At 64.2% G+C, this 16,044-nt stretch carries 15 protein-coding genes; 4 read left to right on the forward strand and 11 right to left on the reverse strand.

What is annotated here, in order from left to right:
• Positions 1 to 18: 18 nt before the first annotated feature.
• The 7 genes from GFD32_RS07570 to flgB all read right to left on the reverse strand — a co-directional run bounded on the left by GFD32_RS07570 (position 19) and on the right by flgB (position 5,261).
• The gene (locus GFD32_RS07570; RefSeq protein WP_163575938.1) at positions 19 to 711 is read right to left on the reverse strand and encodes a flagellar basal body L-ring protein FlgH; all 693 of its coding nucleotides are present in this window, start codon (positions 709 to 711) and stop codon (positions 19 to 21) included.
• A gap of 21 nt (positions 712 to 732) precedes the next feature.
• The gene (flgG, locus tag GFD32_RS07575) at positions 733 to 1,515 is read right to left on the reverse strand and encodes a flagellar basal-body rod protein FlgG (RefSeq protein WP_163575939.1); all 783 of its coding nucleotides are present in this window, start codon (positions 1,513 to 1,515) and stop codon (positions 733 to 735) included.
• Positions 1,516 to 1,543: 28 nt separating this feature from the next.
• Complete coding sequence (locus tag GFD32_RS07580; protein WP_163575940.1) at positions 1,544 to 2,299, reverse strand: flagellar basal body rod protein FlgF; 756 nt, start codon at positions 2,297 to 2,299, stop codon at positions 1,544 to 1,546.
• A 26-nt stretch (positions 2,300 to 2,325) separates the two neighbouring features.
• Positions 2,326 to 3,615 carry a flagellar hook protein FlgE gene (gene flgE / locus GFD32_RS07585; protein WP_163575941.1) on the reverse strand — a complete coding sequence of 430 codons (1,290 nt, stop codon included), beginning with the start codon at positions 3,613 to 3,615 and terminating at the stop codon, positions 2,326 to 2,328.
• A 66-nt stretch (positions 3,616 to 3,681) separates the two neighbouring features.
• Entirely contained in the window at positions 3,682 to 4,389 is a 708-nt protein-coding gene (gene flgD / locus GFD32_RS07590; RefSeq protein WP_163575942.1) for a flagellar hook assembly protein FlgD, read from the reverse strand.
• A 5-nt stretch (positions 4,390 to 4,394) separates the two neighbouring features.
• A complete protein-coding gene (gene flgC / locus GFD32_RS07595) occupies positions 4,395 to 4,802 on the reverse strand; it encodes a flagellar basal body rod protein FlgC (protein WP_163575943.1) in 408 nt (135 codons plus the stop codon).
• 45 nt (positions 4,803 to 4,847) lie between these two features.
• On the reverse strand, positions 4,848 to 5,261 hold the full coding sequence (gene flgB / locus GFD32_RS07600; RefSeq protein WP_163575944.1) for a flagellar basal body rod protein FlgB: 414 nt from the start codon (positions 5,259 to 5,261) through the stop codon (positions 4,848 to 4,850).
• A gap of 188 nt (positions 5,262 to 5,449) precedes the next feature.
• Between flgB and flgA the strand changes: the two genes are divergently transcribed.
• The 3 genes from flgA to GFD32_RS07615 all read left to right on the forward strand — a co-directional run bounded on the left by flgA (position 5,450) and on the right by GFD32_RS07615 (position 7,002).
• A complete protein-coding gene (gene flgA, locus GFD32_RS07605) occupies positions 5,450 to 6,136 on the forward strand; it encodes a flagellar basal body P-ring formation chaperone FlgA (RefSeq protein ID WP_163575945.1) in 687 nt (228 codons plus the stop codon).
• Positions 6,137 to 6,259: 123 nt separating this feature from the next.
• Complete coding sequence (gene flgM, locus GFD32_RS07610) at positions 6,260 to 6,550, forward strand: flagellar biosynthesis anti-sigma factor FlgM (RefSeq protein ID WP_089684418.1); 291 nt, start codon at positions 6,260 to 6,262, stop codon at positions 6,548 to 6,550.
• Positions 6,547 to 7,002 (forward strand): flagella synthesis protein FlgN, encoded by a 456-nt coding sequence (locus tag GFD32_RS07615; RefSeq protein WP_163575946.1) that lies wholly within the window; start codon positions 6,547 to 6,549, stop codon positions 7,000 to 7,002. Before flgM ends, GFD32_RS07615 begins: the two co-directional genes overlap by 4 nt.
• Positions 7,003 to 7,094: 92 nt before the next feature.
• Here GFD32_RS07615 and GFD32_RS07620 read toward each other — a convergent pair whose 3' ends face one another.
• Positions 7,095 to 9,077 carry a diguanylate cyclase gene (locus GFD32_RS07620; RefSeq protein WP_240455570.1) on the reverse strand — a complete coding sequence of 661 codons (1,983 nt, stop codon included), beginning with the start codon at positions 9,075 to 9,077 and terminating at the stop codon, positions 7,095 to 7,097.
• A gap of 290 nt (positions 9,078 to 9,367) precedes the next feature.
• On the opposite strand from GFD32_RS07620, the gene GFD32_RS07625 reads away from it, so the two are divergent.
• Entirely contained in the window at positions 9,368 to 11,104 is a 1,737-nt protein-coding gene (locus tag GFD32_RS07625; protein WP_163575947.1) for a GGDEF and EAL domain-containing protein, read from the forward strand.
• Here GFD32_RS07625 and GFD32_RS07630 read toward each other — a convergent pair.
• The 3 genes from GFD32_RS07630 to GFD32_RS07640 are packed head-to-tail and all read right to left on the reverse strand — an operon-like array spanning position 11,096 to position 16,018.
• Positions 11,096 to 11,851, reverse strand: a complete 756-nt coding sequence (locus GFD32_RS07630) for an efflux RND transporter periplasmic adaptor subunit (protein WP_163575948.1) — start codon at positions 11,849 to 11,851, stop codon at positions 11,096 to 11,098. The genes GFD32_RS07625 and GFD32_RS07630 overlap by 9 nt on opposite strands.
• 47 nt (positions 11,852 to 11,898) lie before the next feature.
• Positions 11,899 to 13,863, reverse strand: a complete 1,965-nt coding sequence (locus GFD32_RS07635; RefSeq protein ID WP_163575949.1) for a preprotein translocase subunit SecA — start codon at positions 13,861 to 13,863, stop codon at positions 11,899 to 11,901.
• A gap of 4 nt (positions 13,864 to 13,867) precedes the next feature.
• Positions 13,868 to 16,018 (reverse strand): HlyD family efflux transporter periplasmic adaptor subunit, encoded by a 2,151-nt coding sequence (locus GFD32_RS07640; protein WP_163575950.1) that lies wholly within the window; start codon positions 16,016 to 16,018, stop codon positions 13,868 to 13,870.
• Between the last annotated feature and the right edge of the window lie 26 nt (positions 16,019 to 16,044).

Consider the following 16,044-nt stretch of genomic DNA (forward strand, 5'->3'; position numbering starts at 1 on the left):
CTCGGTAGCCTGAAACCATCAGAACGGTGACACGTTGAGGAAGAAACGCTGCAGCCAGCCCATGTGCTGGGCTTCACTGATGTAGCCGTCACCCACGTACTCGATGCGCGCATCGGCCACGCTGGTGGAGGGCACCGTATTCTGCCCGGTGATGGCGCGCGGATTGACCACACCCGAGAAGCGAATGAACTCGACCCCCTGATTGATGGCGATCTGCTTCTCGCCCCGCACGCGCAGGTTGCCGTTGTGCATCACCTCGAGCACCGACACGGTGATCGTACCCGTGAAGGTGTTGTTGGCCTGCGAGCCACCGCCACCGCTGAAGTCGCTCGTTCCCGACACATCGAACCCATATTCCGCCAGCGTATCAAGGGCATCGGGTAGCTGATCGAGCTCCAGCGAGGCGGAGCCGTTGCGATCCGCATTCGAGCGCGAGTTCTTGCTGGCGCTGACCTCTTCGTCGAGCACGATGGTAAGAATGTCGCCGATCTGCCGCGGGCGCCGATCCTCGAACAGCGGCTGGTAGCCGCGCTGGGGCTGGTAGATCGACCCGTTGGCCTTGCGGGGCGGCGGCTCGGCCATGGCCAGCTTCTCCTGCTCGCCAACGATGGAAGCGCGCGGAATCTGGGCACAACCGGCCAGGACGAGCACGCCAAGCGCCAAACCAACGATGATCAGGCGACGCAACGCAGGAAACCACTGAGATTTCACACCATTCTCCAGGCTAGGGCCTTACAGCTGTGCCAGGCGGGCCAGCATCTCGTCGCTGGTCTGCACTGCCTTGCTGTTGATTTCGTAGGCACGCTGGGTCTGGATCATGCTGACCATCTCCTCCACCACGTTGACGTTGGAGGTTTCCACGTAACGTTGAGACAGCCGCCCCGCGCCATTCATGCCCGGCATGGTCTCGTTGCGCGGACCCGACGATGTCGTCTCGACGTAGAGGTTGCCGCCGATGCTCTCGAGCCCGGTCGGGTTGACGAAGGTGGAAACGGTGATCTGCCCGACTTCCTGGCTCTGGTTATCGCCCGGCTGGCGGACGGACACCACGCCATCTTCGCCCACCGAAATGGAAAGGGCATTTTCGGGAATGATGATGGCCGGCTCCAGCGGATAGCCGTTGGCGTTGACCATCTGGCCGTTCTCGTTGAGCTGGAAGCTGCCATCGCGCGTATAGGCGGTGGAGCCGTCCGGCATCAGCACCTGGAAGAAGCCATTGCCGCTGATGGCCAGGTCGCGGGAATTGCCGGTGTTCTCCAGCCCGCCCTGGGTGTGCAGACGCTCGGTGGCCACCGGGCGTACGCCGGTGCCGACCTGCATGCCGGAAGGCAAACGGTTCTGCACGTCGTTCTGGGCACCCGGCTGACGCAGGTTCTGGTACAACAGATCCTCGAAAACGGCGCGCGAGCGCTTGAACCCGTTGGTGCTGACGTTGGCCAGGTTGTTGGAGATGACGTCGAGTTTGACCTGCTGGGATTCCAGGCCGGTCTTGGCAGTCCAGAGTGACTTGATCATGTGTTCGGTTCCTCTTGCATGGGGCTCATCAGCCCTGGACTGACAACAGCCCGTTGGCGCGCTGGGCGTTCTCATCGGCGGTGCTGACCACCTTCATCTGCATCTCGTAGCGACGGGCGACGTCGAGCATGGAGACCATCGCCTCAACGGCACTGACGTTGCTGCCCTCCAACGAGCCGCTGGCCACGCGGGCCTCCTCGTCGGCTGGAAGCGGGGCGACGTCGCCTTCGGCATTGGGCGGCGCCCGGAACAGGCCGTCGTCGCCGCGCACCAGCCCCTCGTCGGGCGTGACGAGCTTGAGGCGGCCCACGTCGACCAGAGCGTTCGGGTCTTCGCCGGCGCCAATGGCGCTAAGCGTGCCATCGGCGCCCACCGACACACTGGAGCCCAGCGGCACGATGATCGGTCCATTCGCGCCGATCACCGGACGGCCGTTGATCATCACCACTCCATCGCCATCGACCTGCAAATCGCCACGGCGCGTGTAGGCCTCGGTGCCATCATCGGCCTGCACCGACAACCAGCCATTGCCTTCCGGGGCCACGTCCAGGTCACGGCCGGTGCGCGTGATGGGCCCCTGGGAATAGTCGGTACCCGGCGTGCTGGCCGCCACCGACGTTCGGGTGGCGTGTGCCGCCTCGCCCTGTACGGGCACCGCGCGCATGGCATGCAGCTGTGCGCGAAACCCCGCCGTAGAGACGTTGGAGAGGTTGTGGCTGACCACCGCCTGCTGGTCCATGCTCTGCTTGGCACCGCTCATGGCAGTATAGAGAATGCGATCCATGGCTCGGGCTCCGTCTCAGCGTGGGCTTAACGCAGGTTGATGGCGGTCTGCAGGAGCTCGTCCTGGGTCTGGATGGTCTGGGAGTTGGCCTGATAGGCGCGCTGGGCCACGATCATGTCGACCAGCTCGCGGGCCATGTCCACGTTGGACGTCTCGACCGCGCCGGACACCACGTTGCCGAACACCCCGGTCCCCGGCTCGCCGACCAGCTCGGGGCCGGACTCGGCGCTGGCCGTCCAGGCATTGTCGCCGGCCGGCACCAGGCCCTCCTCGTTGCGGAAGTTGACCAGCGCGATCTGCCCGGCCGGACGCGACTCCTCGTTGGAGTAGTTGCGCATGATGGTGCCGTCGTCCTCGATGGAGATGCCCACCATGGTGCCGGAGGTGTAGCCGTTCTGGTTCAGGTCACCGGTATTGGAGGTGTTACCGAACTGGGAAGAACCGGCGAGGTTGAGGGTAAACCCCAGAGCATTCGGCTCGCCGCCGAGCGGGGTCGAGTCGTCGCTGGCAACATCGATCGTCAGGTCTTCGACCGCGATCGGCGTCCCGGTGCCATCGGCACCGTCGAGATCATCGTACACTTGGTCGATAGAACCATTGCTATTGAACTCGACGCTGAAATCGTTGGCGTCATCGTAATGACCATCCATGGTCACTTTGGCATTCCACCGATTGGCATCCACTTTTTCATAATAGACGGTGACGTTGCGTGCATTGCCGAGCGAATCGTAGACGGAGAAGTTGTTCGAATAGTGGTAATCGATGGTTTCTTCGGACGTGGGATCCGCCATATCCGTTAGAGCCGTGGAGCTACTCAACTCATCGCCAGGCTGCTCGCGGGAATCCAGATTGAGAGTCATCGACGCATCGGTCGTGGCGCTGGCCGCCAGCTCTTCCGCCGAGACGTTGAGCGGCTCGGGCTGACCGCCGGCCTGCACTTCCCCGGCCGCGTTGAGCCCATAACCCATGATCTGGGCGCCCTGGGCGTTGATCAGATCGCCTTCGGCGGTCATGGAGAGCTGGCCGTTGCGCGAATAGAGCACCTCACCGCCTTCGCCCTGGTAGCGGAAGAAGCCCTGTCCGGAGACGGCCAGGTCGAGGTTGCGGTTGGTGGACTCCACGTTGCCTTCGTTGAAGTTCTGCAGCACCGAGGAGACCTGGGTACCCAGGCCGATCCGCGAGTTGGCGAACACGTCGGCGAATTGGACGTTGGAGCCCTTGAAGCCCACCGTCTGGGAGTTGGAGATGTTGTTGCCGATCGCTCCCAGCTTGTCTTTCTGGGCATTCAGACCGCTCAATGCTTGGGAAAAGCTCATTTTTCGTTCCTCTGCCTACCGGCTGACGGGTGCCGCTTGCGCGGTTCTATGGGTATGGGGTACGTATCAAAGAATCTGCTTGACTTGATCGAGGCTCACCTGGCCATAGACGGCGCCCAGGTCGAGCCGCACACCGCCATCGTCGTCGGTCGGCGTGACGCCACCGACGACGGCGTAGTTGAGGGTTTCGGAATCGAGGGTGTCGTCGCCGCGGGTCGCCTCGACCTTGACGGTGTAGGCACCGGAGGCGGCGTCGGCACCTTCGCTGGTCTTGCCGTCCCAGGAGAAGGATTCGACGCCGGCGCTGACCGAGCCGATGTCATAGCGGTTGACTACCTGGCCGTCACTGCCAGTGATGGTCACGCGCACGTTCTCGGCGTTCTGACCCAGCTCGATGCCAAAGGGCGTGGTGTGCAGAGAGCCGTCGTCACCCTTCTCGAGCAGTACGCGATCGCCGGGCACCATCACGCCCTGGCCGATCAGACCGGAAGCCTGAAGCGCGCGGTTCTCATCCAGCTGGCTGGTGATGCCCGCCAACGTCTCGTTGAGATCCTCGATGCCGCTGACGGTGTTGATCTGGGCCAACTGGGAGGTCATCTCGTTATTCTCGAGAGGGTTGAGCGGATCCTGGTTCTGAAGTTGGGTGATCAGCAGGGTCATGAAATTGTCGCGCAGGTCGCCCGACCCGCTGGCACCCAGGCCGCTACTGTTCGAACCCGTTCCACTGCCTGCGTTCAAGGCATTGAGCACGCCGGAATCGATGGTCGTGGACATGGCAATCAGCCCTCCCCGAGCGTGAGTGTCTTCATCATCATCTGTTTGCTGGTATTCATGACCTCGACGTTGGCCTGGTAGGAGCGCGATGCGGAAATCATGTTGACCATCTCGTGAACCGGCTCGACGTTGGGCATCGTCACATAGCCTTCGTCATTGGCCAGAGGATGTTCGGGACGATACTCCTGGCGCATGGGCGAAGGGTCGTCGACGACCTCGCGAACCCCTACGCCACCGATGCCCTGACGGCTCTGCAGGCGCGACTCGAAAAGCACCTGCTTGGCGCGATACGCCTCGCCATCGGGGCCGGCAACGCTATCGGCATTGGCGAGGTTGCTGGCGGTCACGTTCATGCGCTGCGACTGGGCGCTCATGGCCGAGCCGGAGATATCGAAAACGGAAAACATCGTCATGGCGGCACTCTCTGTCATGGTCGGCTACGCGGTCCACCCACCCGATCACTCGGGCTGCATGGCACCCTTCAGCCCTTGGATGCGACGATTCATGAGCGTCAACGCCGCCTGATAACGAACGGCGTTGTCGGCGAAGGCGGTGCGCTCGCGATCCATGTCGACGGTATTGCCGTCAAGGCTCGGTTGGTCGGGCACCCGATAGAGCAAATCGCGATTGGCGGGGGGCATGCCCTGGCCCTCGAGATGGCGCGCCGAGGTGCGCGCCAGCGACAGGCTGCCGGCATTGCGCTCGCCCTGCGCCACCGCCTTCTTGAGCTCGCCAGCGAAGTCCATGTCGCGCGCCTTGTAGTTCGGCGTATCGGCATTGGCTATGTTGCTGGCCAGCACCTTATGGCGATCCTGGCGCAGGCCCAAGGCTTGCTGATGATAGTTAAAGGCGGCTTCGAGCTGGTCGATCATGCCGGCGCTCCCTGTGTTCGCATCGGTCGAGAACGAATACGCAACTTTCTGAGGGTGCAGAATAGCCAGGCTGGCGTCACATCAATGGCATGAACAGACGTCGATTCCAGAGGCATTTCCGCTGATTTGCCATTCGCATCCCGGCTAGAATGCGCTTCAGGTACACTCACTCCTCTCCGGGCCGCCCCATGTCGCGTTTCGCGCTCCATCGCCTCATTCCGCTTCTTGCACTGTGGCTGCTGCCCACCACGCTGTTGGCCGAAGATGACCGGCTGATCGAGGCGGTACAGGGATTTCTCTACGCTGAGGCCCAAGCCCTGGGCGATGAAATCATGGTGGAGGTTCACCCCCCCTCCGCCCGCCTCCCGGCCTGCGAAGCCCCGGAGCCTTTCCTGCCGCGCAGCGGCGAGACCGTGATGGGCCGCGTGTCGGTAGGCGTTCGCTGCGGCGAGGACGGCCGCCAGGTTCGCTACTTGCAGGCAGAGATTGGCGTCATCGGCGCCTATCCCGTGCTGGCGACCGACATCGAGGCGGGAACCACGCTACGCGCCGAGCACCTCGAAACGCGTAACGGCAATCTCGCCGAACTACCGCAACGCGCCATACTCGAAGCGGACGCCCTGGTCGGCAAGCTGGCGACACGTCCGCTGCGCGCCGGGGAAGCCCTGCAAGAACACCAGGTGCGCGAACGCCCACTGGTCGAACGCAACCAGCGCGTCACCGTCGAAGCACGCGGCGACGCCTTTCGGGTATCGCGCGAAGGCCGCGCCCTCGAGCCCGGCGCGATGGGAGACGAGGTCCGCGTGCGATTCGGCTCGCGGGAGACGCTCACCGCCGTGGTGAGCGGCGACGCCACGCTGAGCGTGGACTTCTAGAGACGATAGGGACTACGCTGGGAGCCTGATGGGCTGCTTGGGCGACGAATCGCTCGGGTTGCTCTAAAGTTTCGATCGCCAAGGCCGATAGCAGGGAAAAGCACCGGTCACGAGGCCCATACCGTGAAGATCAACAGTCAGAATCCCTTGGCTCGCCCAGCGTCGACGGCGCCACGAGAAGAGTCGCAGCCAGCCAGGGGCGCCGAACGCACCAGCCACAGCGATGCCGGCCCTGCCGCACAGACGCACTTGCGCCAGGCAGCAACGGACACCTCGCACGATATCGATGCCGCTCGCGTCGATGAGATCCGTGAGGCCATCCGCGAGGGCCGCCTGGAAATCCGCGCCGACCGCATCGCCGACGCGCTGATCGAGACTCTGCAACAGACGACCGGCAACGAAGGCAACGAATGAGCACGAGCCTGGCCAAGCTGCTGCAGGAGCAGCAACACCGCCTGGAAACTCTGATCGAACTGCTCGAGCGGGAGCGGCACCTGCTGGCCGACGCCGAGATCGACGGTCAGACCCTGGCCGACATCGCCCAACTGAAACGGGCGCGTCTGGAAGAACTCGAAGCCACGGAGACGCTGCGCCAACGCATACAGACGCGACTGGGCTATGCTGCGGGCATCACAGGCGCCCGCGATGCGGCCGAGGATGCCAACTGTCTGGCTGCCTGGGAACAGACACTGGAACGCACCCGCGAAGCCGAGCGCCTGAACGGCACGAACGGCCAGCTGATCCAGCTGCGCATGAGTCAAAATCAGCGGCTGCTCGACTTCATTCACGATGCCGCCGAGAAAACCCTGTATGGTGCCAGCGGACAGGTGGGAGCGCAGTCGGGGCGACTCAACACCTCGGTCTAACCGACTGGCGGACTCAACGCCGATCTACTGCCAACTCCGTATTTCTCGCCATGATCGGTCCAGCTCGACAGGCTTCGAGGCCTTGCCGTACCTCACTGGAACAGCGCATCGTTTCCCGGCTCCCCAGCAGCCGTACCCTTCCCTTCCGGTTCGCTGACCACCACGGTATTGCGGCCCTGCGCCTTGGCCCGATAGCAGGCGTCATCGGCACGCGACTGAATCGCCTCGATGCCGGCATCCCGCTCATGCAGGGCGGCAAGCCCGACACTCAGGGTGACGCGATACGCTTTGCCCTCTTGACTGACCTCCACTTCCGAGACCGCCTGGCGCAGAGACGCGGCAATAGTCGACGCCTGCTTCAGCGTACAGCTCGGCAACAACACGGCGAATTCATCGCCGCCCTGGCGGGCCACATGGTCGCTGCGTCGAACCTCCCAGGCCACCACCTGAGCAATTCGCCGCAGCATCTCGTCACCCAGCGCGTGGCCACCCTCGTCATTGATCGGCTTGAAATGGTCGAGATCGAACAGGATCAGCACCGAGGGAGTGCCGGTCTTGGTACATTCCGCCAGCGCTTCTTCCAGGCGTCGCTCGAAACCGCGCCGATTGAGCAGCCCGGTCAAGGGGTCATGCTCGGCCTCCCAGCGCTGCAACGCCTCCTGCTGGCGCCGCTCGGTAATGTCCTTGACCATGCCGACGAATCCCAGAGGCTGGTCATTGCCGCGCACCTGGGAGGCGTGCACTTCGAGCCACAGAGTGCCTTCACGGTCATCGAGGTAACGCAGTTGGCGAATGAAATCGCTGCCCGTGTGCAGGGTATGCCGCCACAAATCCTGAGTACCGGCGCGATCGTCGGGGTGAATGCGCTCCCACCAGTCGCTGGCCCGTGGAGTCTCGCTCAGCCCGAGTAGGGCTCGCAACGCAGGATTCATGTAATTCAGGTAGCCATCGAGATCGGCAACGAACACTCCCACCGGCGAAGATGCCAGCACGGCATCCAGGAAAGCTTCGCGATCGCGCAGATCGGTCAGTGCGGTGAGGCGTTCCCGCTCCAGGCGGTTGAAGGCATCGGCGATCTGGCGCAGCTCGTCCATCTGCGTGGCCAGTTCGAGGTAGCGACGCTGGCCGGCCCCGACCTGGGCGATCTGCGCTTCCAGGCGATGCAGCGGGGCCAGCAGCCGTCTCACCAACCAGCCAATGCTGGCCAGCAGCAGTAACGCTACACCCAACCAAGCCCACCACAGCTTGCGCAGGAAATCGCCCAGCGGCGCATAGACCTGAGAATCCGGCAAAGCCATGCCCACCACCCAGTTTGCCGGCCAGATCTGGCGGAATGCCACCAGGGCCGACGCTGCCCCAGAGCGCTCCACGACGACCTCTCCCTGCCATCCATCGAGCGCCATCTCCAACTGCGGTGAGGCCTGCCACTCGACCGCCCCCTGCGCCGATTCACTGGCCGATGCGGGAAACAACCGCTTGCCCGAGGCCGTGAAGACACCCACGTTGCTGCCTTCCCCCAGTCGAATGGCCTCGAGACCTCGGAACAGACCGCTGCGCTCGAGATTGACCATCCCCCCGACCACGCCCAGAAACTCGCCGTCCTCCCCCCGCCGCGGCACCAGCATCAGCACCATCGACTCACCGCTGGCCCGGCCCACGAATGGCTCGCTGACATAGGGGAACCGGGTATGGCGAACCATGGGAAAGTATTCGGTACTCCGCGTTTCAAGACCGACGCGCCCCTCTACGACCGGCCAGTCGGCGACCACCGTACCGTCACGGTCGGTCACCATGATGCCCTCGAACCAGGCCAGCAGGGCCTGGCCATTCTGAAGTCTCTTGGCCAGCTCCTCGGGTGGCGCATCGCCCAATCGTTCGGCGAGTCGCGACAGCGCATCCTTGCGCTGCGTCACGTCATCGTTCAGCCCCTCGGCCATCAGTCGCGCTTCGTAGCGCAAATGGGAGAGGTTGGTCTCATTGACGAGATCCTTGCCGAACAGCCAGGCCAGCGCCAGCAGCAGCCCGACGATCACCAGCCAGGTAGCCGCCAGCCCGAGCAGCAAGCGTCCCTGCAAGGAGCTAACTGCTCGGCTCAATGTGATGAAACGAATCGGCGCTGACAACCCGAGTCCTCTCTGCCGGGCGACATCCACGCGGACGTCGCGATGAGGGGCGAAACTTGCGGCTCACACGGTGATCCAATATTTCGGTATCGGCAAGTCGCCATGCAACTTGAATTCAGCACGGCATCACAACGCTTTCGAGACTCTCCCCTCAAGTCGCGGGCATAGCGGACGATAGACTATTCAATGATTGCCTGGCCGACAGCCGCGCGACCCGCCCACTGTGAAGCGATACCCCCACGATGAGCCATCACCATCACCACGAACGCATTCGCTCGCTGGCCGGGCATCCCGCCCGATTGATACAGCATGCGTTCGACCAGAGCCACAACGGCATGGTGATCACCGATGCCACGGGCCACATCGTGCTGGCCAATGAGGCGTTCTGTCGAATTGCCGGCTGCGAGCGCCGAGAAACCGCCGGCTGGCCCATCGAGCACTTCTTCGTCTCCTTGCGCACGCCGATGCCCATGGGCCTGGCCGATGCCATGCCACGCGCCTGGCAGCAGGAAGTGCTGTGCCGGCGTGCCGATGGTGAATCGCACCCGATCCTCATGACGGTGGACGCCCTGCCCACCCGCGATGACCAGGCAGCGCTTTTCCTGCGCACCTTCGTCAACCTGATCACCAGCGACGGCGACAGGCCAAGCACCCACCATTGGGTGCACGTCGACCCCATGACGGGCTTGCCCAACTGGCTGCTGCTACGCGACCGGCTCAGCCATGCCCTGGCCCACGCCGAACGCTCCAGTCATGGCTTGGCACTGCTGTTCATCGATGTCGATCGCTTCAAGGCCGTGAACGATGCCGTCGGGCATATCGAAGGAGATCGGCTGCTGGGAGACCTGGCCCGACGCATGCAGGGCGCGCTGCGCAACCGGGACACGCTGGCCCGCCTGGGCGGCGACGAGTTCGTGATGATCCTCGACGGCTCCGCCGAAGCGGCGCAGGTCGTCGCCGAACGCCTGCAGGAAGCGCTCGAGCCACCATTCGCCGTGGAAAACGGCCAGCTGCTGCTGACCGTTTCCATCGGCATCGCCCTCTTTCCCTTCGATGCCGAGGACGAAGAAGGCCTGATCAACGGAGCCCGGGGCGCCATGCTCACCGCCCGCCAGAAGGGCCCCGGACGCCTGGCCTTCGTAGACCATCGCCTGACTACCCAGCTCAAGGAAAAACTGCGTCTGGAGTGTCAGCTCAGCGAGGCGGCGCACGCTCCCGAGCGTCATTTCGCCGTGTACTATCAACCCGAGTTCGACCCGCGAAGCGGGGACTGTATCGGCCTGGAGGCCAGACTCCACTGGCACCAGCCACGCCATGGCTGGCGCTCGCCGGAGGCTTTCCGCGATGCCGCCAACCGACTCGGCCTGGGCGTTCGGCTCGATCGCTGGGCATTGTTGCAGACGATCACCGATCATCATCGCTGGCAAGCCAGCGCTTCACCGCTCGGCGAGCTGCCTATCACCCTGCCGATATCGGAAAGCCATCTCGCCCACAACACCTTCGACGGTCGCCCCCTCGATCGTTTTCTGCGTCAACACGATCCCGCGCCCTTGGCATGGCTAACGCTGGCGATTCCCAGCCAGTGCCTGGGACAGGAGATCGAGGACGCTGCACACCTGCTCAAACGGCTGGTCGCTCTCGGCGTGCGGCTGACGGTGGACGACCTGGGGGAAGGCGCCTTCGACCTGACCCGCCTGTCGCGCTTGCCACTGCATCGGGCTCGCTTTCGCGCCAGCCTGGCACACGAAGTGCAACGCCCCCTGGCTGCAGCGCTGGGCCGCTTGCTCGAGGCACTGGATATCGAGCCGGCTGCGACTCACGTCGATACCCTGGAAAGCGCCCTCGCCATCGAAGCACTGTCGCTGCCCCGCGTGCAGGGTGAATACTACAGCCTGGCAATGCCGGCCCGGGCCCTTGACGATTGGCTGGCCACCCAGCGCATCTCACAGGATGACGACGAGGAAAGCCCCTCAGGGTAGCCGGCAGTTGATACCCGCCGGCCACTCGCCGTGCGGATTGGCAAAAACCATCTCGACGGCAAAGGTGCCGCTGGTAGGGTCGATCACCCCATCGACGTTATCCACTTCAGCCGTCACGGTTTCGTTGACCGGTTCCAGCAGCGCGACCTCGAGCTCGTCGCCGACCGCAATACGCCCGTAGGCTTCCAGCCGAAGAATGGCCTCGACCCGCAAAGGGTCGAGCTGGACGATATCCAGCACCGGAGTGGCATCGATATACTCGCCCTCTTCGGCCTGCTGGCGGGCGATCATTCCCGAGAAAGGCGCTTCGGCCACCATGTCGTCGAGACGTGCCGAGGCGAGATCGGCCTGAAGCCTGGCCAGCCTCAACTCGGTATCGATCTCGTCGCGCTCGCTGTCGCTGAGCATGCCACGCTCGATCAGGCGCTGATTGCGTTGCAACTGACGCGACGCGTAATCGACTCGAGCGCGTTCCAGCTGGAGATTGGCGCGTTCCACGTCGCGCTTCAGGGCGAAGAGACGATCGCCGGCTTCCACACGCTCACCGGGCTCGACCAGAATCTCATCGATCACCCCCGGGGTGTGGCTCGACAGCGTCGCCTGACGGCCCGGCTCCACCAGGCAACTGATCTCCTCGAAACCCTGTTCTTCCGTCAGCACATCCTGCTGAGCCTGGACCGGGACACCGATCGCGGGCACTGCCAAGGCCACCAGCAACGACCCACGACAGAGGTTGGTGAAATGCATGAGGACTCCTGTTGATCATGAAAACGGTGGGTTTGCCGGCACTGCCCTCACTCTGTCTTGCCACTGAACCCCAGCAGCTCGCTCTCTCGCCAGTCGGCATCGAGCAGTCTTTTCCGCTCCCGTGCATGGCGCCGCTCCCGGTGACGCTGTGCCACGGACAGCCGGGCTGCCAACGAGCCGACATGCCGCTGCCAGCCGGCCAGCTCGTCAAGCAAGGGCTCCTGCTCGCTGAGGGCATATTCGACGCTGCCAGGATCGCCCTGGCGAGCACAGCGACCGGCTATCTGACGGTCGATGCGAGAGGCATCATGGCGGCCAGCGATGATCACATGCAAACCGCCCGCCTCACGGGCGTCATTCTCGAGAGCGATATCGGTGCCGCGTCCGGCCATGCTGGTGGCGACGGTGATGGCACCGGGTCGCCCGGCTGCAGCCACCACCTCGGCTTCGCTGGCATCCTGACGCGCATTGAGCACGGCATGCTCCAGGCCGAGTGATTCGAGGACATGCGACAACGCCTCCGAATCCGCCAGGGAGGCGGTCGCGATCAGCACCGGCCGTCGCCGGGCGGCCAGTTGCCCGGCCCGATCGGCGACCCACTGCCAACGGCTGGCATCATCCGTGAAGGTCCGCACACCCAACTGACGGCGCTGTGACGGTCGGTGGGGAGGAATCCGCACCACCCTGAGGCGATAGGACCACCATAGCTCGCCCTGTACCTCCCGGGCCGTACCGGTCATGCCCGAGAGGTGCTGATAGCGGCGAAAGAAGCGCTGGTAAGTCAAGCGTGCCAGGGTCCGATTGGGCTCGCTGGGCTGACACCCTTCGAGCCGTTCCACCATCTGCTGCAGCCCCCGTTCCCAACGCCGATCCGCCAGCACGCGACCGGTGTGCTCGTCGATGATCTGCACCTGGCCGTCGCGAACCAGATAATGCCGATCACGCTGAAACTGGTGGCGTGCCACCAGTGCCTGCTGCAGCAGCCATTCGCGGCGCGCCTTGCCGAGCCAGCCGCTGCGCTCTCCCTGCGTGGCCAGTTGCCGCTCGGCCTGCTCGGCCAACAGCATCTTGCCGGCCTCGGTCAGGTGCAGGCGGCCGGACTCGCGCATGAATTCCTCGCCCTCCCGGTAACGGCCGGAAAGTGTCAGCACCTCATCGATCAGCGCAATGTCCAGCGGCTCGCCCTCATCCGGCCCCGAGAGAATCAGCGGCGTGCGGGCTTCGTCGAGCATCACGCTGTCGGCCTCGTCGACGATGGCGAAATGCAGCCCTCGCAGCAGTAGCTGACGGCGGTCTAATCCGCCTTTCAAACTGGCCGCATGGGCTTGCAGCGGAGTGTGCTCATGACCCAGTTCACGACCGTCGCGCAGGTAGTCGAACACCAGCTCCTTGTTGGTGCAGTAGGTGATGTCGGCGGCATAGGCAGTCCTCCGTTGACGAGGTGATCGTTCGTGAGTGACGACCCCCACCGTCAGCCCCAGGCGCGCATAGATCGGCGTCATCGACTGCGCATCGCGACCGGCCAGGTAGTCGTTCACGGTGACCACATGCACCGGCACGCCCGCCAAGGCCGCCGTGGCGGCAGGCAATGTCGCGGTTAGCGTCTTGCCCTCGCCGGTGGGCATCTCGGCGACCTTTCCCTCCAGCAGGGTCAACCCGCCCAGCAGTTGCACGTCGTGATGCGCCATGCCCAACTCACGCCTTGCCACCTCGCGCACCGTGGCGAAGGCTTCGCGGGCCAGCCCGGAGGTCAGCCCATCGGCCAGCAGGCGCTGGCGCAACGACTCGATATGCGCATCCAACGCAGAGGTCTCGAGTTCCGCCAGGCGCACGGCATGACGATGAATGGCCGGCAGCGCACGGCGCAAGCGCCAACGCTGCCAGCCGTCCGGTAAACGACAGACGGCTCTGATCCGGTGCCATGGAGTCTCAAGCGCACCGGGGGGCTGCACCAGACGCTCCGGACGGTGCAACACATCGACGGGGTATCGCTGCAGCAAGGAAGCCGTCATGGCGTCACCGATCGAAAAGGCGCAGGAAATGGCGGCGCAACTCTCGCCACCAGCGATAGCCGATCGGTTCCGGCGGGTGTTCGATGCGCACGTGCACGCGTCCGTCCAGCAGCAGCGGCAGTTCATGCCGGATCAGCTCCTGAGCGTCGAAATCGGCCAGATAGTGCTGACGGAAGGCGGTCAAAGGTTCACGGGCTTGTGGATCCAGAGCGACCGGCCCCCCTCCCTCGCGAGTCAGTGTCTCGCTCGGCACTTCGTGCGTTGCCCGTGGTGACAGCCACTGCAGAGAGGACACCACCTCGGTATCGCTGCCGGGCAGGCGAAGCGTCACCCCACGAGCCCGCTCGCTCACCACGGTGCGACGATGGACGGGGAGAAACGCCCGCACGCGCAGGTCCTCCTCGCGAACCACCACGGCCACCGATTCGCCACGCTGCATATATTGCCCGAGCTCAGGCCGACCCTGGGGCATCAGCAGCTGGCCGTCGCGCGGACTCGTCACCAGCGTGGCAGCAGCCCGCAGGCGCGCATCCGCGAGGCGCTGCTCCACGAGTTCGAGGTTCTCGCGCTCCATGGCTACCGATTGCGCCTCTCCAACGCTGGCCTGCAAGCGCAACTCAGCCTCACGGCGCTGCGCCTCTAGCCGACTCACCTCGGAGGCCAGTTCCGGCGCATCGAGTCGCATCAGCACGTCCCCACGCGCCACCGTGTCGCCGTCCTCGACGAGAATGTCGCTGAGCTGGCCCGTTGCCCCGAGCCGAACATGCGTGGGCTCTGCACTATCCACCACCCCCTGCACCACGGTGGCATAGGGCAGCGGCAGTGCGAACAGCAGCACACCCAGAGTAGCCAGGGTGGCGAGCAGCCAGGACCAGGCGCACCAACGCGAACCTTCCAAGCGAGAATCCATGGACATGGCCTTGAGTAGCTTGAGGGCAGGAAACACGAGCGTCATGAAGATCGACCATAGCGCCAGTAAAACGCCGACGAACAGATAGCGCGTTGCCACGAAGACCGCGATGGCCACCATGATCACCAGGCGATAGGCGAACGACACGACCGAGTAGAGCACCAGCCACAGTGCCTCGCGCCGAGAGCCCGCCTCGCCGGTGACATCGCGCCGCCCCAGCAGGTAGCGCTTGATCACGTAGCCGAGCTGCTGGTTCGCCCGCGCGCCGAGATTGGGAATCTCGAGCCAATCGGCCAGCACGTAGTAGGCATCGAATCGCAGCAGCGGATTGCCATTGAACAACAGCGTGGATACCCCGGCGATGAGCATCACATTGAACATCAGCGAGCGCAGTGCGCCGGGTTCGGCCATGGCCCAGACGAGCATGGCCAGCGCCGCGAGGAACAGCTCCACGAGGATGCCCGCCGCGCCGACGAGCATGCGTTTGCCCTTGTCGGGACAGGCCGCCGCGGCACTGGCATCCACATAGGGCACCGGAAAGAACACCAACAGCATGATGCCGATCTCATGAACCTCGCCACCGGCATCCTTGGTCGCCCAAGCGTGTCCGAGCTCATGCAGCGCCTTGATCAGCGGGTAAACCAGCGCCATCAACAGCAGGTTGTCGATGCCCAGCACCCGGTCGGCCAGATTCTCGCTCAATGCGTTCCAGTGCAACGCCGCTACCACCAGCGCCAGCCCCACCGTAGCCAACCAGAGCAAGGCACCGAACGGACCGATCAATGGCTTTATCAAGGGGTAGGTGGCAGCAACGAAACGCTCGGGATCGAGCAAGGGGATACGAATGCCCAGCGGCGAGCGGATCAACTGCTGCCACTTGCTGCGCTGGAGCTTGCGTTGCCGCCGGGACAGCTCGCCAATATCGATGTCGCTATGGCCGGCCAGCACGTTGGCATTGTGCAGTCGGCCGATCAGGCCAATCATTTCCTGCTGGGTCGGCATGGCATCCCCCAGCGATGCACTCACTTGTTGCCAGATTTCGCCCAGCGTTCGCTGGCCGTCAAGGCGGCCGATGACCTGATACGCCTCCGGGGTGAACCGGTGAACCTGCCCGGTCAGGGTGTCGTGCAACACATACCAGGGCTTGCCACGGTACTCGTGACGGTGCAAGTGGGCATGCCGCCGCAACCGCAGGCGAAGGTCGGCTACACGATGCCAGTGCTGACTATAGAGCGCTCCGGCCATGACTCATGCCCCTCCAACCAGCGGCA

The sequence above is a fragment of the Halomonas faecis genome, assembly GCF_010993975.1.
Classification (GTDB): Bacteria; Pseudomonadota; Gammaproteobacteria; order Pseudomonadales; family Halomonadaceae; genus Halomonas; species Halomonas faecis.

Coding starts and splice junctions, on each gene's coding strand:
- GFD32_RS07615 (WP_163575946.1), top strand. CDS start 6,547: ATGAGCACGAGCCTGGCCAAGCTGCTGCAGGAGCAGCAACACCGCCTG.
- GFD32_RS07640 (WP_163575950.1), bottom strand. CDS start 16,018: ATGGCCGGAGCGCTCTATAGTCAGCACTGGCATCGTGTAGCCGACCTT.
- flgA (WP_163575945.1), top strand. CDS start 5,450: ATGTCGCGTTTCGCGCTCCATCGCCTCATTCCGCTTCTTGCACTGTGG.
- GFD32_RS07630 (WP_163575948.1), bottom strand. CDS start 11,851: ATGCATTTCACCAACCTCTGTCGTGGGTCGTTGCTGGTGGCCTTGGCA.
- flgD (WP_163575942.1), bottom strand. CDS start 4,389: ATGTCCACGACCATCGATTCCGGCGTGCTCAATGCCTTGAACGCAGGC.
- GFD32_RS07635 (WP_163575949.1), bottom strand. CDS start 13,863: ATGACGGCTTCCTTGCTGCAGCGATACCCCGTCGATGTGTTGCACCGT.
- flgC (WP_163575943.1), bottom strand. CDS start 4,802: ATGACGATGTTTTCCGTTTTCGATATCTCCGGCTCGGCCATGAGCGCC.
- GFD32_RS07625 (WP_163575947.1), top strand. CDS start 9,368: ATGAGCCATCACCATCACCACGAACGCATTCGCTCGCTGGCCGGGCAT.
- flgE (WP_163575941.1), bottom strand. CDS start 3,615: ATGAGCTTTTCCCAAGCATTGAGCGGTCTGAATGCCCAGAAAGACAAG.
- GFD32_RS07580 (WP_163575940.1), bottom strand. CDS start 2,299: ATGGATCGCATTCTCTATACTGCCATGAGCGGTGCCAAGCAGAGCATG.
- flgB (WP_163575944.1), bottom strand. CDS start 5,261: ATGATCGACCAGCTCGAAGCCGCCTTTAACTATCATCAGCAAGCCTTG.
- flgG (WP_163575939.1), bottom strand. CDS start 1,515: ATGATCAAGTCACTCTGGACTGCCAAGACCGGCCTGGAATCCCAGCAG.